This is a genomic window from Pseudomonas sp., from assembly GCF_026224925.1.
Taxonomy (GTDB): Bacteria; Pseudomonadota; Gammaproteobacteria; order Pseudomonadales; family Pseudomonadaceae; genus Aquipseudomonas.
The window spans coordinates 1-21,080 of sequence record NZ_JAMFRV010000676.1 but is presented as its reverse complement, the minus strand read 5'-3'; the positions used below and the strand labels follow the sequence as shown (position 1 = coordinate 21,080).

12 protein-coding genes and 3 pseudogenes are annotated in these 21,080 nt (G+C 56.6%); 13 read left to right on the top strand and 2 right to left on the bottom strand.

The genetic code is table 11. The annotated features are described in order from the left end of the window. The 9 genes from mnmC to M0974_RS28280 form a co-directional block, all read left to right on the top strand. The coding region (mnmC, locus tag M0974_RS28320) for a bifunctional tRNA (5-methylaminomethyl-2-thiouridine)(34)-methyltransferase MnmD/FAD-dependent 5-carboxymethylaminomethyl-2-thiouridine(34) oxidoreductase MnmC (protein ID WP_297844941.1) at nt 1-1,358 on the top strand (1,358 nt) is incomplete at its 5' end. 99 nt (nt 1,359-1,457) lie between these two features. Further along, entirely contained in the window at nt 1,458-2,126 is a 669-nt protein-coding gene (locus M0974_RS28315) for an ABC transporter ATP-binding protein (protein ID WP_297844940.1), read from the top strand. 1 nt (nt 2,127) lies between these two features. Further along, on the top strand, nt 2,128-4,608 hold the full coding sequence (locus tag M0974_RS28310; RefSeq protein ID WP_297844938.1) for an FtsX-like permease family protein: 2,481 nt from the start codon (nt 2,128-2,130) through the stop codon (nt 4,606-4,608). After that, nucleotides 4,598-5,674, top strand: coding sequence for a lipocalin-like domain-containing protein (locus M0974_RS28305; RefSeq protein ID WP_297844936.1), 1,077 nt, complete (start codon nt 4,598-4,600; stop codon nt 5,672-5,674). The genes M0974_RS28310 and M0974_RS28305 overlap by 11 nt, the downstream gene beginning before the upstream one ends. A gap of 208 nt (nt 5,675-5,882) precedes the next feature. Further along, nucleotides 5,883-7,655, top strand: a complete 1,773-nt coding sequence (locus tag M0974_RS28300; RefSeq protein WP_297844934.1) for an N-acetylglutaminylglutamine amidotransferase — start codon at nt 5,883-5,885, stop codon at nt 7,653-7,655. 3 nt (nt 7,656-7,658) lie between these two features. After that, nucleotides 7,659-9,407, top strand: a complete 1,749-nt coding sequence (gene ngg / locus M0974_RS28295; RefSeq protein ID WP_297844933.1) for an N-acetylglutaminylglutamine synthetase — start codon at nt 7,659-7,661, stop codon at nt 9,405-9,407. Between the two features lie 228 nt (nt 9,408-9,635). Further along, a complete protein-coding gene (locus M0974_RS28290) occupies nt 9,636-10,832 on the top strand; it encodes an osmoprotectant NAGGN system M42 family peptidase (protein WP_297844931.1) in 1,197 nt (398 codons plus the stop codon). A 120-nt stretch (nt 10,833-10,952) separates the two neighbouring features. Beyond that, complete coding sequence (locus M0974_RS28285; protein WP_297844929.1) at nt 10,953-11,180, top strand: YheU family protein; 228 nt, start codon at nt 10,953-10,955, stop codon at nt 11,178-11,180. 330 nt (nt 11,181-11,510) lie between these two features. Then, nucleotides 11,511-12,092, top strand: a complete 582-nt coding sequence (locus M0974_RS28280) for a TetR/AcrR family transcriptional regulator (RefSeq protein WP_297844927.1) — start codon at nt 11,511-11,513, stop codon at nt 12,090-12,092. 4 nt (nt 12,093-12,096) lie between these two features. Here M0974_RS28280 and M0974_RS28275 read toward each other — a convergent pair. Continuing rightward, nucleotides 12,097-12,853 (bottom strand): annotated as a pseudogene (locus M0974_RS28275) (AraC family transcriptional regulator). Nucleotides 12,854-12,886: 33 nt separating this feature from the next. Between M0974_RS28275 and M0974_RS28270 the strand changes: the two are divergent. The 4 genes and pseudogenes from M0974_RS28270 to M0974_RS28255 form a co-directional block, all read left to right on the top strand. Beyond that, nucleotides 12,887-13,150, top strand: a pseudogene (locus tag M0974_RS28270) (anthranilate 1,2-dioxygenase large subunit); the annotation flags it as partial. Further along, nucleotides 13,151-13,514, top strand: a pseudogene (locus M0974_RS28265) (FAD-binding oxidoreductase); the annotation flags it as partial. A 204-nt stretch (nt 13,515-13,718) separates the two neighbouring features. Next, entirely contained in the window at nt 13,719-14,822 is a 1,104-nt protein-coding gene (locus M0974_RS28260) for an enoyl-CoA hydratase/isomerase family protein (RefSeq protein WP_297844925.1), read from the top strand. A gap of 4 nt (nt 14,823-14,826) precedes the next feature. After that, nucleotides 14,827-15,978: an acyl-CoA dehydrogenase family protein gene (locus tag M0974_RS28255; protein ID WP_297844923.1), complete on the top strand. Its 1,152-nt coding sequence runs from the start codon at nt 14,827-14,829 to the stop codon at nt 15,976-15,978. Here M0974_RS28255 and M0974_RS28250 read toward each other — a convergent pair. Next, nucleotides 15,966-21,059: a DUF6543 domain-containing protein gene (locus tag M0974_RS28250; protein WP_297844922.1), complete on the bottom strand. Its 5,094-nt coding sequence runs from the start codon at nt 21,057-21,059 to the stop codon at nt 15,966-15,968. The two genes, M0974_RS28255 and M0974_RS28250, sit on opposite strands and share 13 nt — an antisense overlap. Nucleotides 21,060-21,080 lie beyond the last annotated feature (21 nt).

Below are 21,080 nucleotides of genomic sequence, written 5' to 3'. Positions count from 1 at the left end.
GGGCGCTGAACGCGGCCGGGTTCAAGATGAAACGAACTCCGGGGATTGGTCACAAGTGGGAAGTGCTGCGCGGCGTGTTTGTCGGTTGGCCTGAAGACGCGGTCAAACCCTCGTTGCCAAAGCCGTGGTTTGCGCGGCCTACGCCTCTGAACGGACAACGTAAGGCGCTGGTGATCGGCGCGGGCCTTGCCGGTTGCGCGACAGCCGCCAGCCTTGCAGCGCGGGGCTGGCAGGTGAGTTTGCTGGAACGCCACGGTGATCTGGCACAGGAGGCTTCGGGCAATCCTCAGGGCGTGTTGTATCTAAAACTCTCGGCCCACGGCACGGCGTTGTCACAGCTGATTTTGAGCGGTTTCGGCCATACCCGGCGCCTGTTGGAAAGCTTGCAGCGTGGCCTGGATTGGGATGCGTGCGGCGTGTTGCAACTAGGGTTCAATGCCAAGGAAGCCGAGCGCCAGGCGCAATTGGCCCAGGCGTTTCCTGCTGATCTGTTGCATCAAGTGGATCTGCCACACGCCCAGGCTCAGGCCGGTATTGCCCTGGCGTGTGGCGGCTTGTTTTTCCCCGAGGGCGGTTGGGTGCATCCGCCCGCGCTGTGTCGCTTTCAGGCTTCACACCCGAACATCCAATTGCTGCCCCATCACGACGTGGTAGAACTGCGCCGCGATGGCGAACAGTGGCAGGCGTGGGATGGCGAGCGGCTGCTTGATCAGGCACCGGTGGTGGTGCTTGCTGGAGCGGCCGAAGTCAAACGCTTCCCGGCCAGTGCCGAGTTACCGTTGAAACGCATTCGTGGGCAGATCACCCGCCTGAGCGAAACCCCGGCGAGTTCGGCGTTGAACATCGTGGTCTGCGCCGAAGGCTACATCGCACCGGCACGCTGCGGTGAGCACACCTTGGGCGCCAGTTTCAATTTCAAAAGCGATGACCTGACGCCGACCACGGCTGACCATTTGGATAACCTGCAATTGCTGCAGGAGATTTCGACGGATCTAGTGGAACGTCTCGGCGCAGATAGCCTGCCGCCTGAAGCGTTGCTGGGCTTTGCTGGATTTCGCTGCACCAGCCCGGACTACCTGCCCATCGTTGGCCCGCTGGCGGATAAAGAAGCGTTCGTCGAGTCCTATGCCGTACTGGGTAAAGACGCGCGTCAGGTGCCGGACGTCGAATGCCCATGGCTCGACGGCTTGTACATCAACAGCGGCCACGGCTCACGCGGCCTGATCACCGCGCCATTGTCGGGTGAACTGCTCGCCGCCTGGCTCGACAACGAACCCCTGCCGCTGCCCCGCAGCGTCGCCGAAGCCTGCCACCCAAACCGGTTTGCGTTGCGCGGGTTGATACGCGGTAAAGCATGAGGTTCAGCAACCACAAAGGTCGGGTAGACGCACCATAATCAATGCCAGCAAATGCCATAGCAGCTATCCTCTGCCCACCTCACTCCCCAGGCCAACCTCATGCTGCAAGTGCAAGCCGTGTACAAAAGCTACGCCACACCGCAAGGCCCGTTGGCGGTATTGCAGGGAGTTGATCTAAACCTCGAACACGGCAGCAGCCTGGCGCTGATGGGAGAATCAGGCAGCGGCAAAAGCACTTTATTGCACTTGGTCGCCGGCCTGGACAACGTCGACCGCGGCATGATCCGCATCGGCGGGCATCGACTGGATCAGATGAATGAAACCCAGCTCGCCAACTGGCGGCGTACCGAAATCGGTCTGGTGTTTCAACAGTTCAACCTCATCAGCAGCCTCAAAGTTGAAGACAACCTGGCATTTCAGGCGCGCCTTGCAGGGCGTTACGATGCAGGCTGGCAAGCACAATTGATCGAGCGGTTGGGGCTCGGCGAATTGCTCAAACGTTACCCGGAACAACTGTCCGGTGGTCAGCAGCAACGCGTCGCGCTTGGCCGCGCCCTCGCCTCGCGCCCCGGTCTGCTATTGGCTGACGAACCCACCGGCAATCTGGACGAAGCCACCAGTGACGAAGTTCTGCAACTCCTCTTGGATCTATTGAACGACAGCCCCACCAGTCTGCTGATGGTTACCCACAGCCCGCGCATTGCAGCGCGATTGGCGAGCAAAGTGGTGTTGCACGGCGGGCGTCTGGCCAGCGCAGGCGCGCGCTGAAGTGCGAGTTTTCTATTGGACACTGCGTGCGCTGCTGAGCCATTGGCGTCGGCACCCGGTGCAATTTTTCAGCGTACTCACCGGGCTGTGGCTAGCGACCAGTTTGCTCACCGGCGTGCAGGCGCTGAACAGCCAGGCGCGGGAAAGTTATGCTCGCGCCAGTCAATTGATCGGCGGCGAACCTCAGGCCAGCCTCAGCGCACCTAACGGTGCGACGTTTCCACAAGCGCTGTTCGTCAACCTGCGCCGCGCCGGTTGGCCGGTGTCGCCGGTACTGCAAGCGCGCCTGACCCTCAAGGGCCATGAAGACCAACGCCTGCAATTGATGGGCATCGAACCGCTGTCGTTGCCCGGCGGCTCGGCGGTGGCGGGCAAGTCCTTGGACATCGCGCAGATGATCGGTTTTTTCAGCGCGCCGGGCAGCACTTGGATTGCGCCGCAGACCTTAGAGACCCTGGGTTTAAAAGAAGGTGACACGCCGCTGACTGAAAGCGGGCAAGCCTTGCCGCCGCTACACAGTCAAGCCGACATGGCGCCCGGTTTGTTACTGGTGGATATAGGCTTCGCGCAGCAATTGCTGGGCCTGCCGCAGCAGGTAACACGCTTGTTGCTGCCCAAGGCATTCGCCGCCAGCAAGCCGGTATTGCCCGCCGATGTAGCCGGGCAATTGGTGCTGAAAACCAGTGGTGAAGAAAATAATCTGGCGCGCCTGACCGAGAGTTTTCACCTGAACCTCGACGCCCTGGGATTTCTGTCGTTCGTGGTGGGATTGTTCATCGTGCATGCGGCCATCGGCCTAGCCCTGGAGCAACGCCGTGGACTGCTGAGAACCCTGCGCGCCTGCGGGGTCAGTGCACGCTTATTGATCATCAGCCTGGGTGTCGAGCTGGGTTGCCTGGCCCTGCTCGGCGGCATCGCCGGGGTCATCAGCGGTTACTTTCTCGCGAGCATTTTGCTGCCCGATGTCGCCGCCAGCCTGCGCGGGTTATACGGCGCCGAAGTGGCCGGGCAGCTTAGCTTGAGCCCCTGGTGGTGGGCCAGCGGCGTTGGTTTGAGTTTGCTCGGCGCGTTGCTCGCTGGCGCCAACAGCCTGTTGCGCGCGGCACGCATGCCGTTGTTGGCGCTGGCCAATGCACAAGCCTGGCACCAAGCCCACAGCCACTGGTTGCGTCGTCAGGCCTGGGTCGCCGCACTGGCGATTAGCGTGGCGCTGATCGCGTTGTTTTTCGGCGACAGCCTCACCAGTGGTTTTGTGCTGATGGGCACCCTGCTGTTGGGCGCCGCACTGGAATTACCGGTGTTACTCAACGGCCTGCTCAACCGCTTGCTGAGCCACAGCCGGTCGGTACTCGGTCAATGGTTTCTGGCTGATTGCCGCCAGCAATTACCCGCCTTGAGCCTGGCATTGATGGCACTGCTGCTGGCCCTTTCAGCCAATATTGGCGCGGGCAGTATGACCTCCGGCTTTCGCCAGACATTCACCCACTGGCTGGAGCAGCGGTTGACCGCCGAGCTGTACCTCAACCCTACTGACCCCGCACAGGCACGTGACCTGCAAACCTGGCTCAGCCAACAACCCTCGGTCACTGCGGTGCTGCCTAACTGGCAAGTCTCAGTTCAGTTGCAGGGCTGGCCGGCGGATTTGTTTGGGGTAATCGACCACTCGACTTATCGTCAACACTGGCCGCTGCTGGAGTCGGCATCGGGCGACCCTTGGGATCAGTTGACGCAGGACGACACGCTGATGCTCAGCGAACAACTGGCGCGACGATTGAAAGTCGGTGTCGGCGATCACCTGACGATCCCCACGCCCCAAGGTCAGTGGTCGCCGCGAATCGTCGCGATCTATGCCGATTACGGTAATCCCAAGGGCCACTTGCTGGTCAACGCGCAACACTTACTGCGCTACTGGCCACAGCTTTCGCCCAACCGATTCAACCTGCGCATTGCACCGACAGCAGTGCCCTCGCTGGTGCGGGAACTTCAAGCGCGCTTCTCTCTGGATGACAGTCGTATCGTTGATCAAACCCAACTCAAAGGCTGGTCAACACAAGTCTTTGAACGCACGTTTGCCGCCACCGCCGCGCTCAACAGCCTGACACTGGGGGTAGCCGGTGTTGCACTGTTCATCAGCTTGCTGACTCAGAGCCAAAGCCGTCTCGGGCAACTGGCGCCGCTGTGGGCTCTGGGAGTCACCCGACGGCAACTGATGCTGCTCAACCTGGGGCAAACCTGGCTGCTGGCAGTGCTGACGCTGGTGCTGGCGTTGCCGCTAGGGCTGTTGCTGGCGTGGTGTCTGGACGCGGTGATCAACGTGCAGGCCTTCGGTTGGCGCTTACCCTTACAGATATTCCCGGCACAACTGGCGCAATTAATGGCGCTGGCGTTGTTGGCGACATTGCTGGCCTCGGCGTGGCCCCTAATCAAACTGTATCGCAGCCGTCCGGCCGATCTGCTGAGGACGTTTGCCAATGAAGATTAAAGGGTTGCTGCTGGCGTTAGGCGTCTTGTTACTGAGCGCCTGCGACGACGACAAAGCCCCGGCCGCTGGTTTTGCCGGGTTGGGCAACGAGGCTGCTGCATTCGCCCAGGTTGTCCCCGGAAAAGTATTCAGCTTTCCCGAGGATCACGGCCCCCATCAGGGCTTTCGCATTGAATGGTGGTATGTCACCGCGAACCTGAAGGACGACCAAGGTCACGATTTCGGCGTGCAATGGACCCTGTTTCGCAGCGCACTAAAAGCAGGCCCCGACCAAGCTGGCTGGGGCAGTCAGACTATTTGGATGGGCCACGCAGCAGTCACCTCGGCCACCCAGCACTATGCCGCCGAACGCTACGCACGCGGTGGCGTTGAGCAAGCCGGCGTCAGTACACGGCCGTTTAAAGCATGGATCGACGACTGGACCTTCGACAGCCAATCCGCCAGCGACAACCCGCTGGCCGACATGCAATTGCACGCCCGAGGGCCATCGTTCAGCTACCAACTGCACCTCGCCTCGACACAACCGTTAGTGCTGCAAGGGGCGCAGGGTTTTAGTCAAAAATCCGAACAAGGCCAAGCGTCGTATTACTACAGCCAGCCGTACTTTCAGGCCTCGGGCAGTCTGGTTATTGACGGCAAAACCTATCACGTCAGCGGCCCCGCCTGGCTCGACCGCGAGTGGAGCAGCCAACCCCTGACCGCTAACCAAACCGGTTGGGACTGGTTTTCCGTGCACTTGGAAAGCGGTGCGCAACTGATGCTATACCGCATGCGGCAAAAGAACGGCGACCCCTACGTAACCGGCACCTGGATTGACGCCGATGGGCAGACGCAATTGCTTAAGGGCTCGCAGATGCAGCTCACACCGTTGACCACCAGTGACGTCGCCGGGCATGAAATGCCCACCCGTTGGTCAGTCAAGATCCCGAGTAAACAGCTGGATATCGTTACAACTGCGCTGAATCCAAAGGCGTGGATGGACTTGCGAATTCCGTATTGGGAAGGGCCGGTGACTGTGACGGGGAATCAGAAAGGCATTGGGTATTTGGAGATGACGGGGTATTGAAGGGAAGCGGCTGCAAGTTGCGAGCTACAAGCTACAAGCCGGCTGACAGCTGATGCTTATCGCTTGAAGCTTGAAGCTTGAAGCTTGAAGCTTGCCGCTCAGCCCACTTATAACCGAACGATCTAAAACATTCGCAAATCTCACTGGTCAGTTTCTGGTGTAGGCGACTAATCGTCTGCCCTCCCCAACGGAAACCCGGTAAGGACTTATGTGCGGATTAGCAGGTGAACTACGTTTCGACCATCAACCGGCGGACCTCGCTGCTGTTGAGCAGATTACTCATAATCTGGCCCCTCGCGGGCCAGACGCTTGGGGTTTTCATTCCCAAGGCCCGGTTGCGCTTGGGCATCGGCGGCTGAAAATCATGGACCTGTCGGAGGCGTCCGCGCAGCCGATGGTTGACCATTCTCTCGGTCTGTCGCTGGCATTCAACGGCGCCATCTACAACTACCCGGAATTGCGCACTGAGCTGGAAATCCTCGGCTACACGTTTTATTCCGGTGGCGACACCGAAGTGTTGCTCAAGGGTTATCACGCCTGGGGCGTCGATATGCTGCCCAAGCTTAATGGCATGTTCGCCTTCGCCATCTGGGAGCGCGATACCGAAGTGCTGTTCATTGCGCGCGACCGTTTGGGCGTCAAACCGCTTTATTTGTCGCACACCGACAAACGATTGCGCTTTGCTTCAACCCTGCCCGCGCTGCTCAAAGGCGGCGACATTAGCCCGATGCTCGACCCCGTCGCGCTGAACCACTATTTGAATTTCCACTCAGTGGTTCCTTCCCCACGCACCCTGCTGGCCGGCATTGAAAAACTGCCGCCCGCTACGTGGATGCGCATTGATGCCACGGGCAAGTCCGAACAAAAAGTCTGGTGGCGCCTGCCGTACGGGCAAAATGCCGATGAAGCCAAACTGACTCTGGAAGACTGGCGCGACCGTGTGCTCGATAGCACCCGCGAAGCGGTAGCTATTCGGCAACGGGCCGCGGTAGACGTTGGTGTCCTGCTGTCGGGCGGTGTCGATTCAAGCTTGTTGGTTGGCCTGTTGCGTGACGTCGGCGTAGAAGACTTGTCGACGTTCTCCATCGGCTTCCAGGATGCGGGCGGCGAGCGTGGCGACGAATTTCAATATTCGGACCTGATCGCCAAGCACTACGGCACCCAGCATCACCAACTGCGCATCAATGAAAGCGAGATCATCGAACAACTGCCGGCGGCGTTTCGTGCCATGAGCGAGCCGATGGTCAGCCATGACTGCATCGCGTTTTACTTACTGTCGCGGGAAGTGGCCAAGCACTGCAAAGTGGTGCAAAGCGGCCAAGGTGCTGATGAGTTATTCGCTGGCTACCACTGGTACCCACAAGTCGACGGCGCCAGCGATCCTTACGCAGCCTATCGTGCTGCGTTTTTTGACCGGACTTATGACGAATACGCCGCTACCGTACAGCCAAAGTGGCTGACCAAAAACGACGCGGCTGGCGATTTCGTGCGTGAGCATTTCGCCCAACCGGGCGCTGACGCGGCTGTGGATAAAGCGCTGCGGTTGGACAGCACGGTGATGTTGGTTGATGACCCGGTAAAACGCGTCGACAACATGACCATGGCCTGGGGCCTGGAAGCGCGCACACCGTTTCTCGATTACCGTTTGGTGGAGCTGTCTGCCCGCGTACCGGGCAGGTTCAAATTGCCTGACGGCGGTAAACAGGTGCTGAAGGAAGCCGCGCGGTTGGTGATCCCTGCCGAAGTGATCGACCGTAAAAAAGGCTATTTCCCGGTTCCGGGATTAAAGCATTTGCAAGGCGACACGCTGCAGTGGGTGCGTGAGCTGCTACTCGACCCGAGCCAAGACCGTGGGCTGTTTCGTCCGGAAATGCTCGACAGCCTGCTGACTGATCCTGACGGCCAGCTGACGCCGCTGCGCGGCTCCAAGCTGTGGCAACTCGCAGCACTGAACCTGTGGCTCAGCGAACAAGGACTTTGATTGATGAAACACAATGCCTCCGTGTTTAGCCAACGGCTGTTACGCGGTCAGTCGCCTTCCTACGAACGTTTGCAGGCGCGCCTCGCCGAAGATGGCAGCGAACTCGACGCCGAGCCGCTGGCGCTACACTGCGGTTGGGGCCGATTGCTCATCGGCCACACCTACCGTGATCCCGCCACCTTGGCTCATGAACTGCTCAACGAAAAGCCGGGTGAACGCGACATAGCGTTGTATGTCGCTGCGCCCCAGCAAGTTTTGGCCCAGTCGCCGCAGCAACTGTTTCTCGACCCGTCGGATACCCTGCGCCTGTGGTTCAGCGATTACCGGCCAGCCCAGAAAGTCTTTCGTGGTTATCGCATTCGTCGTGCGCAAAACGAGGCCGACTGGCACGCCATCAACACGTTGTACCTGACCCGTGGAATGCTGCCGATTGACCCGTCCCTGTTGACCCCACGCCATCAAGGCGGTCCGGTGTATTGGCTGGCAGAGGACGAAAGCAGCAATGCGGTGATCGGCAGCATCATGGGCCTCAATCACCAAAAGGCCTTTAACGATCCGGAAAACGGCAGCAGTTTGTGGTGCCTGGCGGTTGACCCGCAATGCACCCGGCCTGGTGTCGGTGAAGTGCTGGTGCGGCATTTGATCGAGCACTTCATGAGCCGCGGTTTGAGTTACCTCGACCTTTCGGTGCTGCACGACAATCAACAAGCGAAAAGCCTGTACGCCAAGCTCGGTTTTCGCAACCTGCCGACCTTCGCCATCAAGCGCAAGAACGGTATTAACGAGCACCTGTTTTTAGGCCCCGGCCCGCAAGCCGATTTCAATCCGTATGCGCGAATCATCGTCGAAGAAGCGCATAAGCGCGGCATTGATGTGCAAGTCGATGATGCCGACGCCGGTCTGTTTACCCTCAGCTACGGTGGGCGCCGGGTGCGCTGTCGCGAGTCGTTGAGCGACCTGACCACGGCGGTGAGCATGACCCTGTGCCAAGACAAAAGCCTGACCCACCGCACGCTTAAGGCCGCAGGTCTATGTTTGCCCGCGCAGCAGTTGGCCGGTGAAGCGGATGAAAATATGGCGTTCCTTGAAGCGCATCAACGCATCGTGGTCAAGCCGCTGGACGGTGAGCAAGGTCATGGCGTGGCGGTGGATTTACGCACTATCGAAGAGGTCAACGCCGCCATCGAACGTGCTCAAACATTCGACAGCCGCGTGCTGCTTGAAAGTTATCACCAAGGCTTGGACCTGCGCGTGGTGGTGATTGGTTTCGACGTGGTGGCGGCCGCTATCCGCCGTCCGGCTGAAGTGGTCGGCGACGGCAGTCACACCATTGGCCAATTGATCGAGGCACAAAGCCGCCGTCGCTCCGCTGCCACGGGCGGCGAAAGTAAAATCCCGCTGGACGAAGAAACCGAGCGCACGTTGCACTATGCCGGGTATGACTACACAAGTGTGTTGCCGGCGAACGAGCGCTTGGCCGTTCGGCGCACCGCCAATTTGCACACCGGTGGTTGCCTGGAAGACGTCACTGCAATCCTGCATCCGGTGTTGGCCGACGCGTCCATACGGGCAGCGAGGGCGCTGGACATTCCAGTGGTGGGGCTTGATTTGATGGTGCCTGCGGCTGATCGACCGGAATATGTATTCATCGAAGCCAACGAACGTGTCGGCCTCGCCAACCATGAACCACAACCCACCGCAGAACGCTTCGTAGACCTGTTATTCCCCCACAGTTTGCCTGCGCATAGCTGATCGTGCAGCAACCAAGCCTGTAGGAGCGGGCTTGCTCGCGATAGCCACAACGCGATTTACAGTTAAACCGTGTCGCCTATTTCGCGAACAAGTTCGCTCCCACCGGGATTCGGATTGTCTCTGGACCCGTGCCATGCAGCGATTCGGCGGGAGCAACCGCAACGCGTAGTCTTGTTCACGAAGGCGACGTATCAGGCACACGTTTTATATCGTATTAGGAGCCACCCCATGACACCTGCAAATATCCTCGAACCGGATCTGAAGTACCTGCAGAAAGTCCTGTTGGAAATGCTCGCGATTCCCAGCCCGACCGGGTTTACCGACACCATCGTGCGCTATGTCGCCGAGCGCCTGGAAGAACTCGGCATTCCCTTTGAGCTGACTCGGCGCGGGACTATTCGCGCCACTTTGAAGGGCAAGCAAAACAGCCCAGACCGCGCTGTTTCCGCGCATTTGGATACTATCGGTGCCAGCGTACGTGCCGTGCAGGAAAACGGACGGTTGTCGTTGGCCGCGATTGGTTGCTGGTCCAGCCGTTTCGCCGAAGGCAGCCGCGTCAGCGTGTTCACCGACACCGGAGTTATTCGCGGCAGCGTGCTGCCATTGATGGCTTCCGGGCACGCGTTCAACAAGGCAGTCGATGAAATGCCCATCAGTTGGGACCACGTTGAATTGCGCCTGGATGCTTACAGCGCAACCCGCGCTGATTGTGAATCGTTGGGCGTTAACATCGGTGACTTCGTGGCCTTTGATCCCCTGCCTGAATTCACCGACAGCGGCCACATCAGTGCACGCCATCTGGACGACAAAGCCGGTGTGGCGGCGCTGCTCACCGCGTTGAAATCAATTGTCGACAGCGGCGTCGAACCACTCATTGATTGCCACCCGCTGTTCACCATCACCGAAGAAACCGGGACTGGCGCGGCGGGCGTGCTGCCGTGGGACGTCAGTGAGTTTGTCGGTATCGACATCGCACCGGTCGCACCCGGTCAAGCTTCCAACGAACACGCGGTCAGCGTGGCGATGCAGGATTCGGGCGGGCCTTACGATTACCACTTGTCTCGGCACTTACTGCAATTGGGGCTTGAAAACGAATTGCCCATGCGCCGGGACGTGTTTCGCTACTACTTCAGCGACGCGCATTCGGCGGTGACTGCAGGGCACGACATTCGAACCGCCCTGCTCGCTTTTGGCTGCGACGCGACCCACGGTTATGAACGCACCCACATCGACAGCCTCAGCGCGTTGAGCCGTTTGCTAGGTGCCTACATTCTCAGCCCGCCAGTATTTGCCAGCGACGCACAACCGGCAAAGGGGTCACTGGAGCGTTTCAGTCATCAGATCGAGCATGACGCGCAAATGGAATCCGACACTCGCGTCCCCCCCGTCGAGAGCCTGATCGGCCAACGCAACGACGAACCCTAAGCCCTTGGGAAGCCCCTCGGGCGGCGCGAATAGCGCGTCGCCCTGACGGAAAGCTCGTTATGGGTTGTAGCCTGCCGCCAGCAAGCGCGCTAGCATCGCGATAATTCATGCGAGAACACCATGCTTATTCCCTACGACCAACTTGAAGCCGACACCCTCACTCGTTTGATCGAGGACTTCGTCACCCGTGACGGCACCGACAACGGCGACGAAACGCCGCTGGAGACCCGCGTACTCCGGGTGCGACATGCCCTGGGCAAAGGTCAGGCAGTGATCGTGTTCGAACCGGAAAGCGAACAATGCCAACTGATGCTCAAACGCGACGTGCCCAAGGAATGGCTTGATTGATCACAGTCCTTCTGTAGCAGCCAGATGAAGATCCTCTATGGGATCTGGGGTTGCCTCGAATCTAGCGCCATGCCGAAAGCCTGTGGACCAACCGGGGCGCGTTGCCTTGTTCGGGAAGCAGACGCCTCCGTACACCAGACATACTGCGTCGCGGCCTTCGCGAACAAGTTCGCTCCCACCGAGATCGGTGAAATACCCCAACTCCAAGGATCTGCTCAACTCGCCACGCATCGCCTAAACTAAGGGCGTTGATCGACTTCTCGAAAGACAACTTGTTGCCCGCCTCCACGGACAAATAGATTTCACTGTGTATGAGCAGATTATCGAGCCATGGCTAAACCATCACACCGCGACAAAATACTGATCGAAGGCCTCAAGGTCGTACATGAGCGTGGGTTCGCAGGCGCCAGCGTGCGCGATATTGTGCAGGCAGCGGGCGTGCCGCAAGGGTCATTTACCAACCACTTCGTTTCCAAAGAAATGTTTGGCCTGGAGATCCTCGATCTTTACGTCTCCAATAGCCAACCGATGCTCGACGATACCTTGCTTAACGAAGCGCTTACGCCGTTGGCACGATTGCGCAGTTACTTCGATTGGCACCAAGCGTTTCTTGAAAAAGGCTGCCTTAAAAACGGCTGTCTATATGGCAACTTCGCCGCTGAAGCCAGCGAGCACAGCGAGATCATTCGCAACCGGTTGGTGGAGATTTTCGCGTCGTTGCAGGGCCTCATTGCTGATTGTCTCAAGCAAGCCATTGCTGCCGGTGAATTGCGCAAAGATTTTGAATGCCAAAAAACGGCGCTGTTTATTGTCTCTTCGCTGCAAGGCGCCATGTTGATAGGCAAGGCCCAACGCACCACCGAGCCGCTGCAAAGCTTGACCCACATTCTGTTTAACACCCTGTTTCGCTGAGCGCTCAAAACGCTTGAATACGACGAGCTTCCCGGCGTTGCAAGGTAGCGCTGGGCGTTTCATCGAACAACTTTCGGTACTCGCTGGAAAACCGCCCCAAGTGGCTGAAACCCCAGTCCATGGCGATCACAGAAATATTACGCACCAAAGTGTCTTCGAGTATTTCCCAGCGAACCGCGCCAAGACGGTATTTTTTCAAGTACGCCATCGGCGACATGGCGAGGTACTTTCTAAACTCTTCGAACAGCTTGAACCTTGAAATACCCGCCGCCTGCTCAATGTCTTCCAAGTGCAAATCTTCCCGCGCCTTGGCGTGAATAAAGGCTTTGGCCCTAACCAGATAAAAAGGCAATTTAACCTCAAGTAACTGGCGCAGCTCTTCAGAGTAGTTGTTCGGTTGCGCGAGAATCAGGCCCTTTATCAGCGCGCTTTCAATATCCCGGCTGGCCCATGGCGGTGCGAGTGATTGCAACTTGAACCTTGCGGCAATCACCGCCGATGGTCAGCTCTTGACTGTCATCCGGCGAAAGCATTAGGCCATTGTCGCGGTCAGAGCGCAGGCAATGGCCGTCCAGTACCAACTCTTGCTCCCCCACGACGGGAAGACTCAAGTTATAGCAGTTCAGGTGTTCGACGTCTTCGACACTGATCGTAACGTCAGTGCCGTATTCGATGGCGCCCAAAGTGGTGGACATCGATTTGAGGACGGCCTTGCATTCATCACGGGGACTCGCGGGACTTATGACAGTTAATGACAGCAAACAGCATGCCGTCGCTGCGAGAGTGCGCCGCCAATGCACCGGCTGCGCAACCTGAACATCTACCCGAGCCTGTTCTTCCTTGATCAGATCAGCTCGCAATTGCGCATCATCCGCCCGGTTGCCTGGAACAAGACCGAAATCGTCAGCCAATGCCTTGGCGTGAAAAACGAATCGGACAAAGACCGGGAAAACCGTATCCGCCAATTCGAAGACTTTTTCAACGTGTCGGGCCTCGGCACCCCCGATGACCTTGTGGAGTTTCGTGAAGCACAACGAGGCTTTCAGGGCCGCCTGGAACAAACCCGCATCCAGACTGACGCAGCTTTCTACTTCGATTTTTCTTCACACTTATGTAGCACGGTTGGCCCTCGCCAGCAGCGCTGGTCGGATCAGCGCAATTTGCCAGGTCTCGCCAAGCACCGCGATTTTGCATGTGGACGCCAGCACAAATGGCCAACGCCTGGACTACCTGCCCGGCCAGTATGCGCGGCAGCAGATACCGGTCACCGAAGCCACGCGCGCGTACTCATTTGCCAATCAGTCGAACGCTGGCAATCAACTGCAATTTTTGATTCGCCTGCTGCCTGACGGGGCGAAGAGCAACTACATTCGCGAGCGCTGCCAAGTCGGCGACGAGATCATTTTTGAGGCGCCACTGGGCTGTATGTCGAGAAATTCACTGAAAGTAGCGTTTAAACCGTTACCAAATGCTTTGGCTGACACCCTCATAGTGCTAGCCAAGCAAAAACGCCACAGCTTGCTGCATTATTCCCAATTGTCTTTTGCAAATTTGCGCTGGTAGGATCCAGAGGCCACTCTCCCGTCGAACGGTATGCAGAACAATAAAGTTGTAGGGACATAGCGAATGAGCAGTAAGATTTTATCCCCCCAAACTCTAGACGCCAACGCGGAGAGCGACCCCGATGCGGTGTTGTTCAGCGTCCGTAATCATATTGGCCATCTAACCCTCAATCGCCCCGCGGGCCTGAACGCACTCACCTTGGACATGGTTCGCGCACTGCAAGAACAGCTCGATCTCTGGGCCCAGGATGAAGAAATATTTGCCGTGGTGTTACGCGGCAGCGGTGATAAAGCTTTTTGCGCAGGTGGCGATATCCGCTCCCTGTACGACAGCTACAAAAACGGCCTGACCGTTCATCTGGACTTCTTTTTCGAAGAGTATGCCCTCGACCTAACCCTCCACCATTACCGCAAACCGGTGGTTGCGTTGATGGACGGCTATGTTCTAGGCGGCGGTATGGGCCTGGCCCAAGCCGCAGATCTGCGGATCGTTACCGAGCGCAGTCGGTTGGCCATGCCAGAGGTCGCTATCGGCTACTTCCCGGACGTGGGTGGCAGCTACTTTTTGTCGAGAGTGCCCGGTGAGTTAGGCATTTATCTGGGCGTGACCGGGGTGCAGATCAACGCAGCCGATGCACTGTACTGCGGGCTCGCCGATTGGCACCTGAGCAGTAAGTTGCTGACACAACTGGACCAGGAACTGGACACGCTTGCGTGGAATGGCAACGCCCTGAAGGACCTGCAAAGCCTGCTGGCAACAATGGCCGTGCAACAGTTACCGGATGCTCCGCTGAAAAAACTACGCCCGGTCATCGATCACTTTTTTGCTCTGCCGGATATTCAAAGCATCATCGAGCAATTGCGTGAAGTGACCGTCGCCAACAGCCATGACTGGGCGTTGAGCACTGCCAACCTGATGGAAACTCGCTCGCCACTGTCGATGGGCGTGACCTTGGCCATGCTGCGGCGCGGCCGTCACTTGCCCCTCGAAGCGTGTTTTGAGCTGGAGTTGCACTTGGACCGCCAATGGTTTGAGCATGGTGACCTGATTGAAGGCGTTCGCGCGCTGATCATCGACAAAGACAAAAAACCGTTGTGGAACCCACCAACGGTGCAAGCACTTACGGCAGAGCACATCGAAAGTTTCTTCACCGGCCAAGAGGGCTGAGACCGTGCAGGATCTCGAATTTACTGAAGAACAGGTGATGATTCGCGACATGGCGCGAGCTTTTGCTCGCAATGAAATCGCGCCGTACGCCCAAGCCTGGGAAAAAGCCGGCTGGATCGACGACAAACTGGTCGCGAAAATGGGCGAACTGGGATTGCTCGGCATGGTGGTGCCGGAAGAATGGGGTGGCACCTATGTTGACTATGTAGCCTACGCCCTGGCCGTAGAGGAGATCTCGGCAGGCGACGGCGCCACGGGTGCGTTGATGAGCATCCACAATTCTGTAGGCTGCGGCCCCGTATTGAACTACGGCACACAGGCGCAAAAGAACACGTGGTTGGCGCAACTGGCCAGCGGTCAGGCGATTGGTTGCTTCTGCTTAACCGAACCGCACGCCGGCTCCGAAGCCCATAACTTGCGTACCCGCGCCGAACTGCAAGGCGGCCAATGGGTGATCAATGGCGCCAAGCAATTCGTCAGCAATGGCAAACGCGCCAAACTGGCAATTGTGTTCGCGGTGACAGACCCGGAGCTGGGAAAGAAAGGCCTCTCCGCCTTTTTGGTCCCGACCGATACGCCGGGGTTCATCGTTGATCGCACAGAACACAAAATGGGCATTCGCGCCTCGGACACTTGCGCAGTTACCTTGAACGACTGCCGCATTCCCGACGACAACCTGCTGGGCGAGCGTGGCAAGGGCTTGAGCATCGCCCTGTCCAACCTCGAAGGCGGACGCATTGGCATCGCAGCGCAAGCGTTGGGCATCGCCCGGGCCGCGTTTGAAGCGGCCTTGGCATATGCCCGCGAGCGCGTGCAGTTCGACAAACCGATCATTGAGCATCAAAGCATCGCTAACATGCTCGCCGATATGCACACCCAGTTGAACGCCTCACGCTTGCTGATCCTGCACGCGGCGCGCCTGCGCAGTGCAGGCAAGTCATGCCTGTCTGAAGCCTCGCAAGCCAAGCTGTTCGCCTCGGAAATGGCTGAAAAAGTCTGCTCCAAAGCCGTGCAGATTCATGGCGGCTACGGCTACCTTGAAGACTATCCGGTGGAGCGCTACTACCGAGACGCACGTATCACTCAGCTGTACGAAGGCACCAGCGAAATCCAGCGCTTGCTGATTGCCCGCGAGTTACGTCATTACACGGTTTGACTTGGAAAATGTCTCCGGCCCAGTAACGTCACCAATAGGGTCAGAGAGTCAGCGTTGTTGAGCAAAATTTTTGCGCGCTTATCGGCATTGGCCAAAAACTCGACTCGGGCGTCTGCCAGAGTTGAGGTGCCGGTTGTGGCCAACACGAACGCCTTGCCTTCACCGTCACTATCATCACTGCCGAGGTCTTTCCACCTACCGTGCTTAAAACGCTTAAACAACTGAGTACTTGGCGTTTGGTGAGACAGGTAACGTTTCTGAATTTCCTCCACATCATCCCTGAGTCTGACCAGGTCCGGCGTGTCAACCGCCATTAAATCAAGGAAAGGCGCGGTGGACTCCAAATAAGCGATATCCAGCGTATCGTTGCTGAGGTGGGAAACTTCATGAATAATGGTCGCAGCTCGATAATGTGCGGACCGCTTGAAACTCCGTCCCGGAATTGGCGTTTTGAGTTGATACAGCCGTACCTCAAAAAAGCCCTCACTCAAAAATATACGCGAAAGCGGGTCTGTCCTGAGCGTGAAAGCAAGCGTCGCCTCATGGCCAGGCTTATTCAACCCAATGACATACCGGGATGAAGAGTAAGGCGCCAACGAAGCATGCATGATGGATTTGAACACCCCCTTGACTGATCGTTTGACTGCCAGGACAAGCTCTGGGCTGGCTGTAGATACACCAAAAAAATCACTGATAATTTGATTGGCCTCCGTGTTCAACGCTTGGTTGGGCGCCAGCACATTAAGATTATCCAGACAGGTTTCAAGGTACTTGGTAGCTTGCGAATGGGCGCGGCCTATCTGCCGCGCGCGACGCCGATACAGCACCTTTATCTCAGGTATCCCTGTGGCGATAACGGAGAACGTTTGGGCTACCACAGCGTCAACTTCTAGTACGGTGGAATTCAAACGAGATTTAGGGCGTGTAAGCAATCCTCCTCCGCCCTTCAAACCCCACAGCGTATTGAGCTCCCATTGCTGTTGCGCATTCAGCCTGATGTTAGGGCCTATCTTGTCATCATTGACGATGTACCAGCGATCAAGCTCTTGACGAACCTGATAGACCTTACCGGCAACAGCCGCATAGGTTTTCTCCGACAGGGGAGGCTTATATAGGTTGTACAGGTCATCCTTGAGCAGCTCATCGAGCGCGATGTCCGATGCTTCAAACGCCTTTAAACGTAGTTTTATTTCGGCAGGCAGCTGGGAGTTTTTCCATGAAAACTCTAAAAAAGAGTTGAGTTTGCTTAGTGTATGGGACTGTTGACGTTCGACCATTGAGTCTTCCACAGCCGCTTGTTTAGCGACCGCAAAAACCGACAAGGCAACCGTAAACTCCGCTAGCGCCCTCCCCCAGTCCCGACGAGCGACCGAGTCAGCGGATGATTGCAATAACAAAACACCTTGCCAGGCCGTTATCAGCAAACTGAGCTCGCTGGGCATAAAAATAAGGGTTTGCTCTACACCGAGGGTCATCAGATAGGTGAACGACTCCCAATCTGCTTGGGCAGTGGTTACTGACTGCTGTTTCGCAATGCCCTGAAGTAGGTTGACAGCATCCTCAAACAAATACTTAAGGACATTACCCTTCACCGGTTCGTTATCGAGGGTCACTGGGCCCAACGAGAACATCGGAAACTCTACGTAAAACTCGACGCTCCATAACGGCGGAAGATGGAAGCTGTGATGGCCATAACGTGCTTGCACCTCAGGCGGGAGACGCTGCATGAGCTGTGATTGCAGGCTGCTTGAGCTTCGGATGTCTTGCAGCAAGCTTTCACGGTCAACATATTCTTTGAAGCAAAAACTCCTATTGAAGATGGAATGCAAGACTACGGGGCCTTTGGAAGGGTCTTTGGGACCAATCACATGAAACCCTGGCACCGTGTCGATCTGTGCACCGACCTTGGCCACCAAACGCAGAGGACATAAGACAATGTCCTGATCGTGGACTGGCTGTCGAGCGAGCGTATCTGGCATCTCCATCAAGCCACACAGGTAGTCGTAAGCACGAGTGGTTAACTGGCCCTCAAGTTTTTTTTGCAGCGCCAACTCAATCATCAATATGGGCCACTGTTTGAAAAACAGGGATTTTCGGTTTAAGTAATCCGCCCCTTTACTGTCCAGTTTTTCCGCGAGCATTTGTTGGTAATGCGAGCCCACATCCAACTTTCGAATCAGCCCCCGTACATACCCTGGCGTCAACAGTGTTGCCGCTAGGCTGTCATGAACAGAGGACACCGACAGCGTCGCGCCCTGCACCGTAGAGAAATGATTGAGTGCGAACCCGGTCAATGATTCGGTGGTGACTTCAGTCGCGGCGGGCAAAAAAGAAGGCGTCTGGCCGGTAGCCGACGGTGTTCCCACATACCGCGTAAGCGTTACCTTCAAGGTGTCAGGTTCGAACGAGTGGTCGGGAAAATCGACGTTCAATTGTTTGACGATTTGTTCACGGGCATACACGGCTAATTTTGGTATACCAAACAAAAAGTCATGCGCGGGGTGACTGATCTGAGAGTGACGCTCCAGTATAGCCGCGTAACTCTGCAAATCGTCCGATGATGCATTTTTCAACCAGTCGGGAATTTGAGTATAAAACAACGCGTATTGAATCGAGCCTGATACAGCGTCCAATGCGATTGCAGTGTGGTCATCTATTTGGGCGGCATTGACTACGCTGCAAAACAGTTTTGCCTCAAATTGGCATCGCGTCACGAAGTTAACCGCGTCAGCAACACCTTGCTCTCGGCGGTGGAGTTCAACTGCTTGTAAATGCTCGATGAAATGCCCTTCGACTTGGTGAGTATCGATGGAAAGCACACCCTGTTCAGGCCGCTGCAGCGCCGTACGGATGGCACTTTTTTGCGGTTCGGGGAAAAGCTCCAACCAATTCTCGCGGTCACGACTGCTATTCAGGTTGGCGGTCAGCGCTTGTTTGAACGCAACGAGGGTATCAACCACTTGTATGCCCTGAAGCGAAGACCAGTAAAGAAACTTGCTGCTTGCAAGCAACGGCTGGCAGAGCATAAAGACATTGCTCATTTGCACGGCTGAAGCATTCGGCTCATAGGTCAACCAGACGCTATGGACCTCGACCGCATCGTTACCAAATACCCGTCGCAAGCCACTTGCAGGAAAATTCAGCGTTTGCTCAAACGCGTGATTAGTCTGGAGATCAAACTTGTCGACGTGCTCTTCCAGGCCCAATTCAATACGCAGCAACTCCGCCCGCGTGTCGCACGAGGTCAACCCTGGAAATATCTGGCTATCACCTCGCCGTAGACGGCAGGTGTAGAATTTTGTGGTTTGACTGATTAAGGCCGCTGAAAATTCTGATCCCGCTCGATTGAGCACACGGTTAATCAATTCAGGTGTTAGCCGCATCACACTGTCGGCTGCCGAAGACGCTTGGGGTGTCATCTTAATCTGGCTGTCGGCCGCCACAGCAACGGTTTTATAACCGCTGAAACGCTCAAGAAACAGCGTGACTAAGTCCACACCCTCAAAGATTGAAACAACCGACGCCGTGGTCGGCTGAACCACGGTTGTATCCAACAATTGCACCCGGATACTTTGGGCATCAAGATGACCTTCACCGATAACCGCCAACTGTTTATTCAGCAGTTGACGGGCGCAAAGTTCTGCACCCGGGTGCGCTTGCCACATGAGCGCGGCATCATCGTCTAGCATTTTTATCAATTGGGACCAAGAAGACGGCTCGACAGTAACTGGATTTTCTTGGCTGACAACTGAAGCCGGCGGAAGCGGCGTAGAGGGTGTTTTCATCCAGGTTTCAGCGAACACACCTGGGGTTTCAGACCACCGATCATGGCCTTCCAAGCGTGCCAGGCGACGATCAATCAAATGGCGAACATCCAACGCATCGTCAATCATCACCGCGACTTGATCTATTTCGGGTTTAGGCCGATTGATCGCGAACAGCATATTACTGTTCTGCACAACCATGATCGAATCAATGCAGTTCAGAAACAACGAACTGTCAACAGCCTCATAGTTCAGGGTCAAAAGCTGGGTCGGCCCCACCCAGTCTCGGTCTTTCAACGCTAGGTATTTAAGTAATTCAACGCGTCCATCGCTGCTGGAGAAATAATCGTCCAGCTCAGGCCTATCACGAAATCGGCGCAGTCCTTTTTCTGCCGAATAAATCAGCAGCTCCGGCAGCGAGGGCACGATGGACTCAATTACGAACACGCCTGCCAGTCTGGAATACTGTAAATTTTCATTTTCTAGCGTCAGCGTGCTGAGTTGTATTTGACCGCCCTCGCCCCACTGCTTAAGCCTGGAATCGAAGAGCGTGCTGACGCGCCGACAATCGTCAACAACCAGAAAGCCATCATTCCTGCGCGCGTACAGTTCTTGGCGAAAGCCTTCAGCAAAGGCATCAGCGAGGTATTCGCGACGGGTCTGGCCCTGTCCGACAGGTGACCACCAATAGCTGCCCAACTGAGTTACGAAGGCCGTTGGCAACTCGGTGACCGTTTTGGCCAGTGCTTGCTGGCAAGAATTTGTTTCTGCTTGAGTCAGGGTTTTACCGGACTCATCAATAAAACGACGCCCAGTACCCTTCGTCAATGTCACGCCGCTGTAGTCATCCAGCACGGCTTCAAGAAGGCCTTGTACGCCGATGATGCTACTGGCTTGGTCAGAAGCCTTCGCTGTCTGCACTATCTGTAACATATGGTTTGACGTATTGATCGTCACGCTGGGCATTGCTGCATCAAATTGCTGTTGTAACACCGCACTAAAAACCTGATGCAGAGCGGGAATCAGCTGTAAATGAGTGGCCAATTCGTCGAGCTTTTTCACCTGAAAATCGATAATGCCCAACATCCTGCGGTCGAACAAAGGCTGTTCTACTAGTAAATCCTCAAACTCCGGCACTTCTTCCGTTTTCGAACCAAACCGCTCAAGCAAGGTTTGAAGAAGCTGTTCTCGGTCGCTAAAACGCTCTAGGCCATATAACAGGGTATCGAGATAAATAGTCGTGTGACTCGATGGATAACTGATCTGTATGGCCCCGGCCAATTCAGAAGTAGTAGGCAGCCCACCGGTTTTTATCACACTGTCCAGACGTGGCGCGAT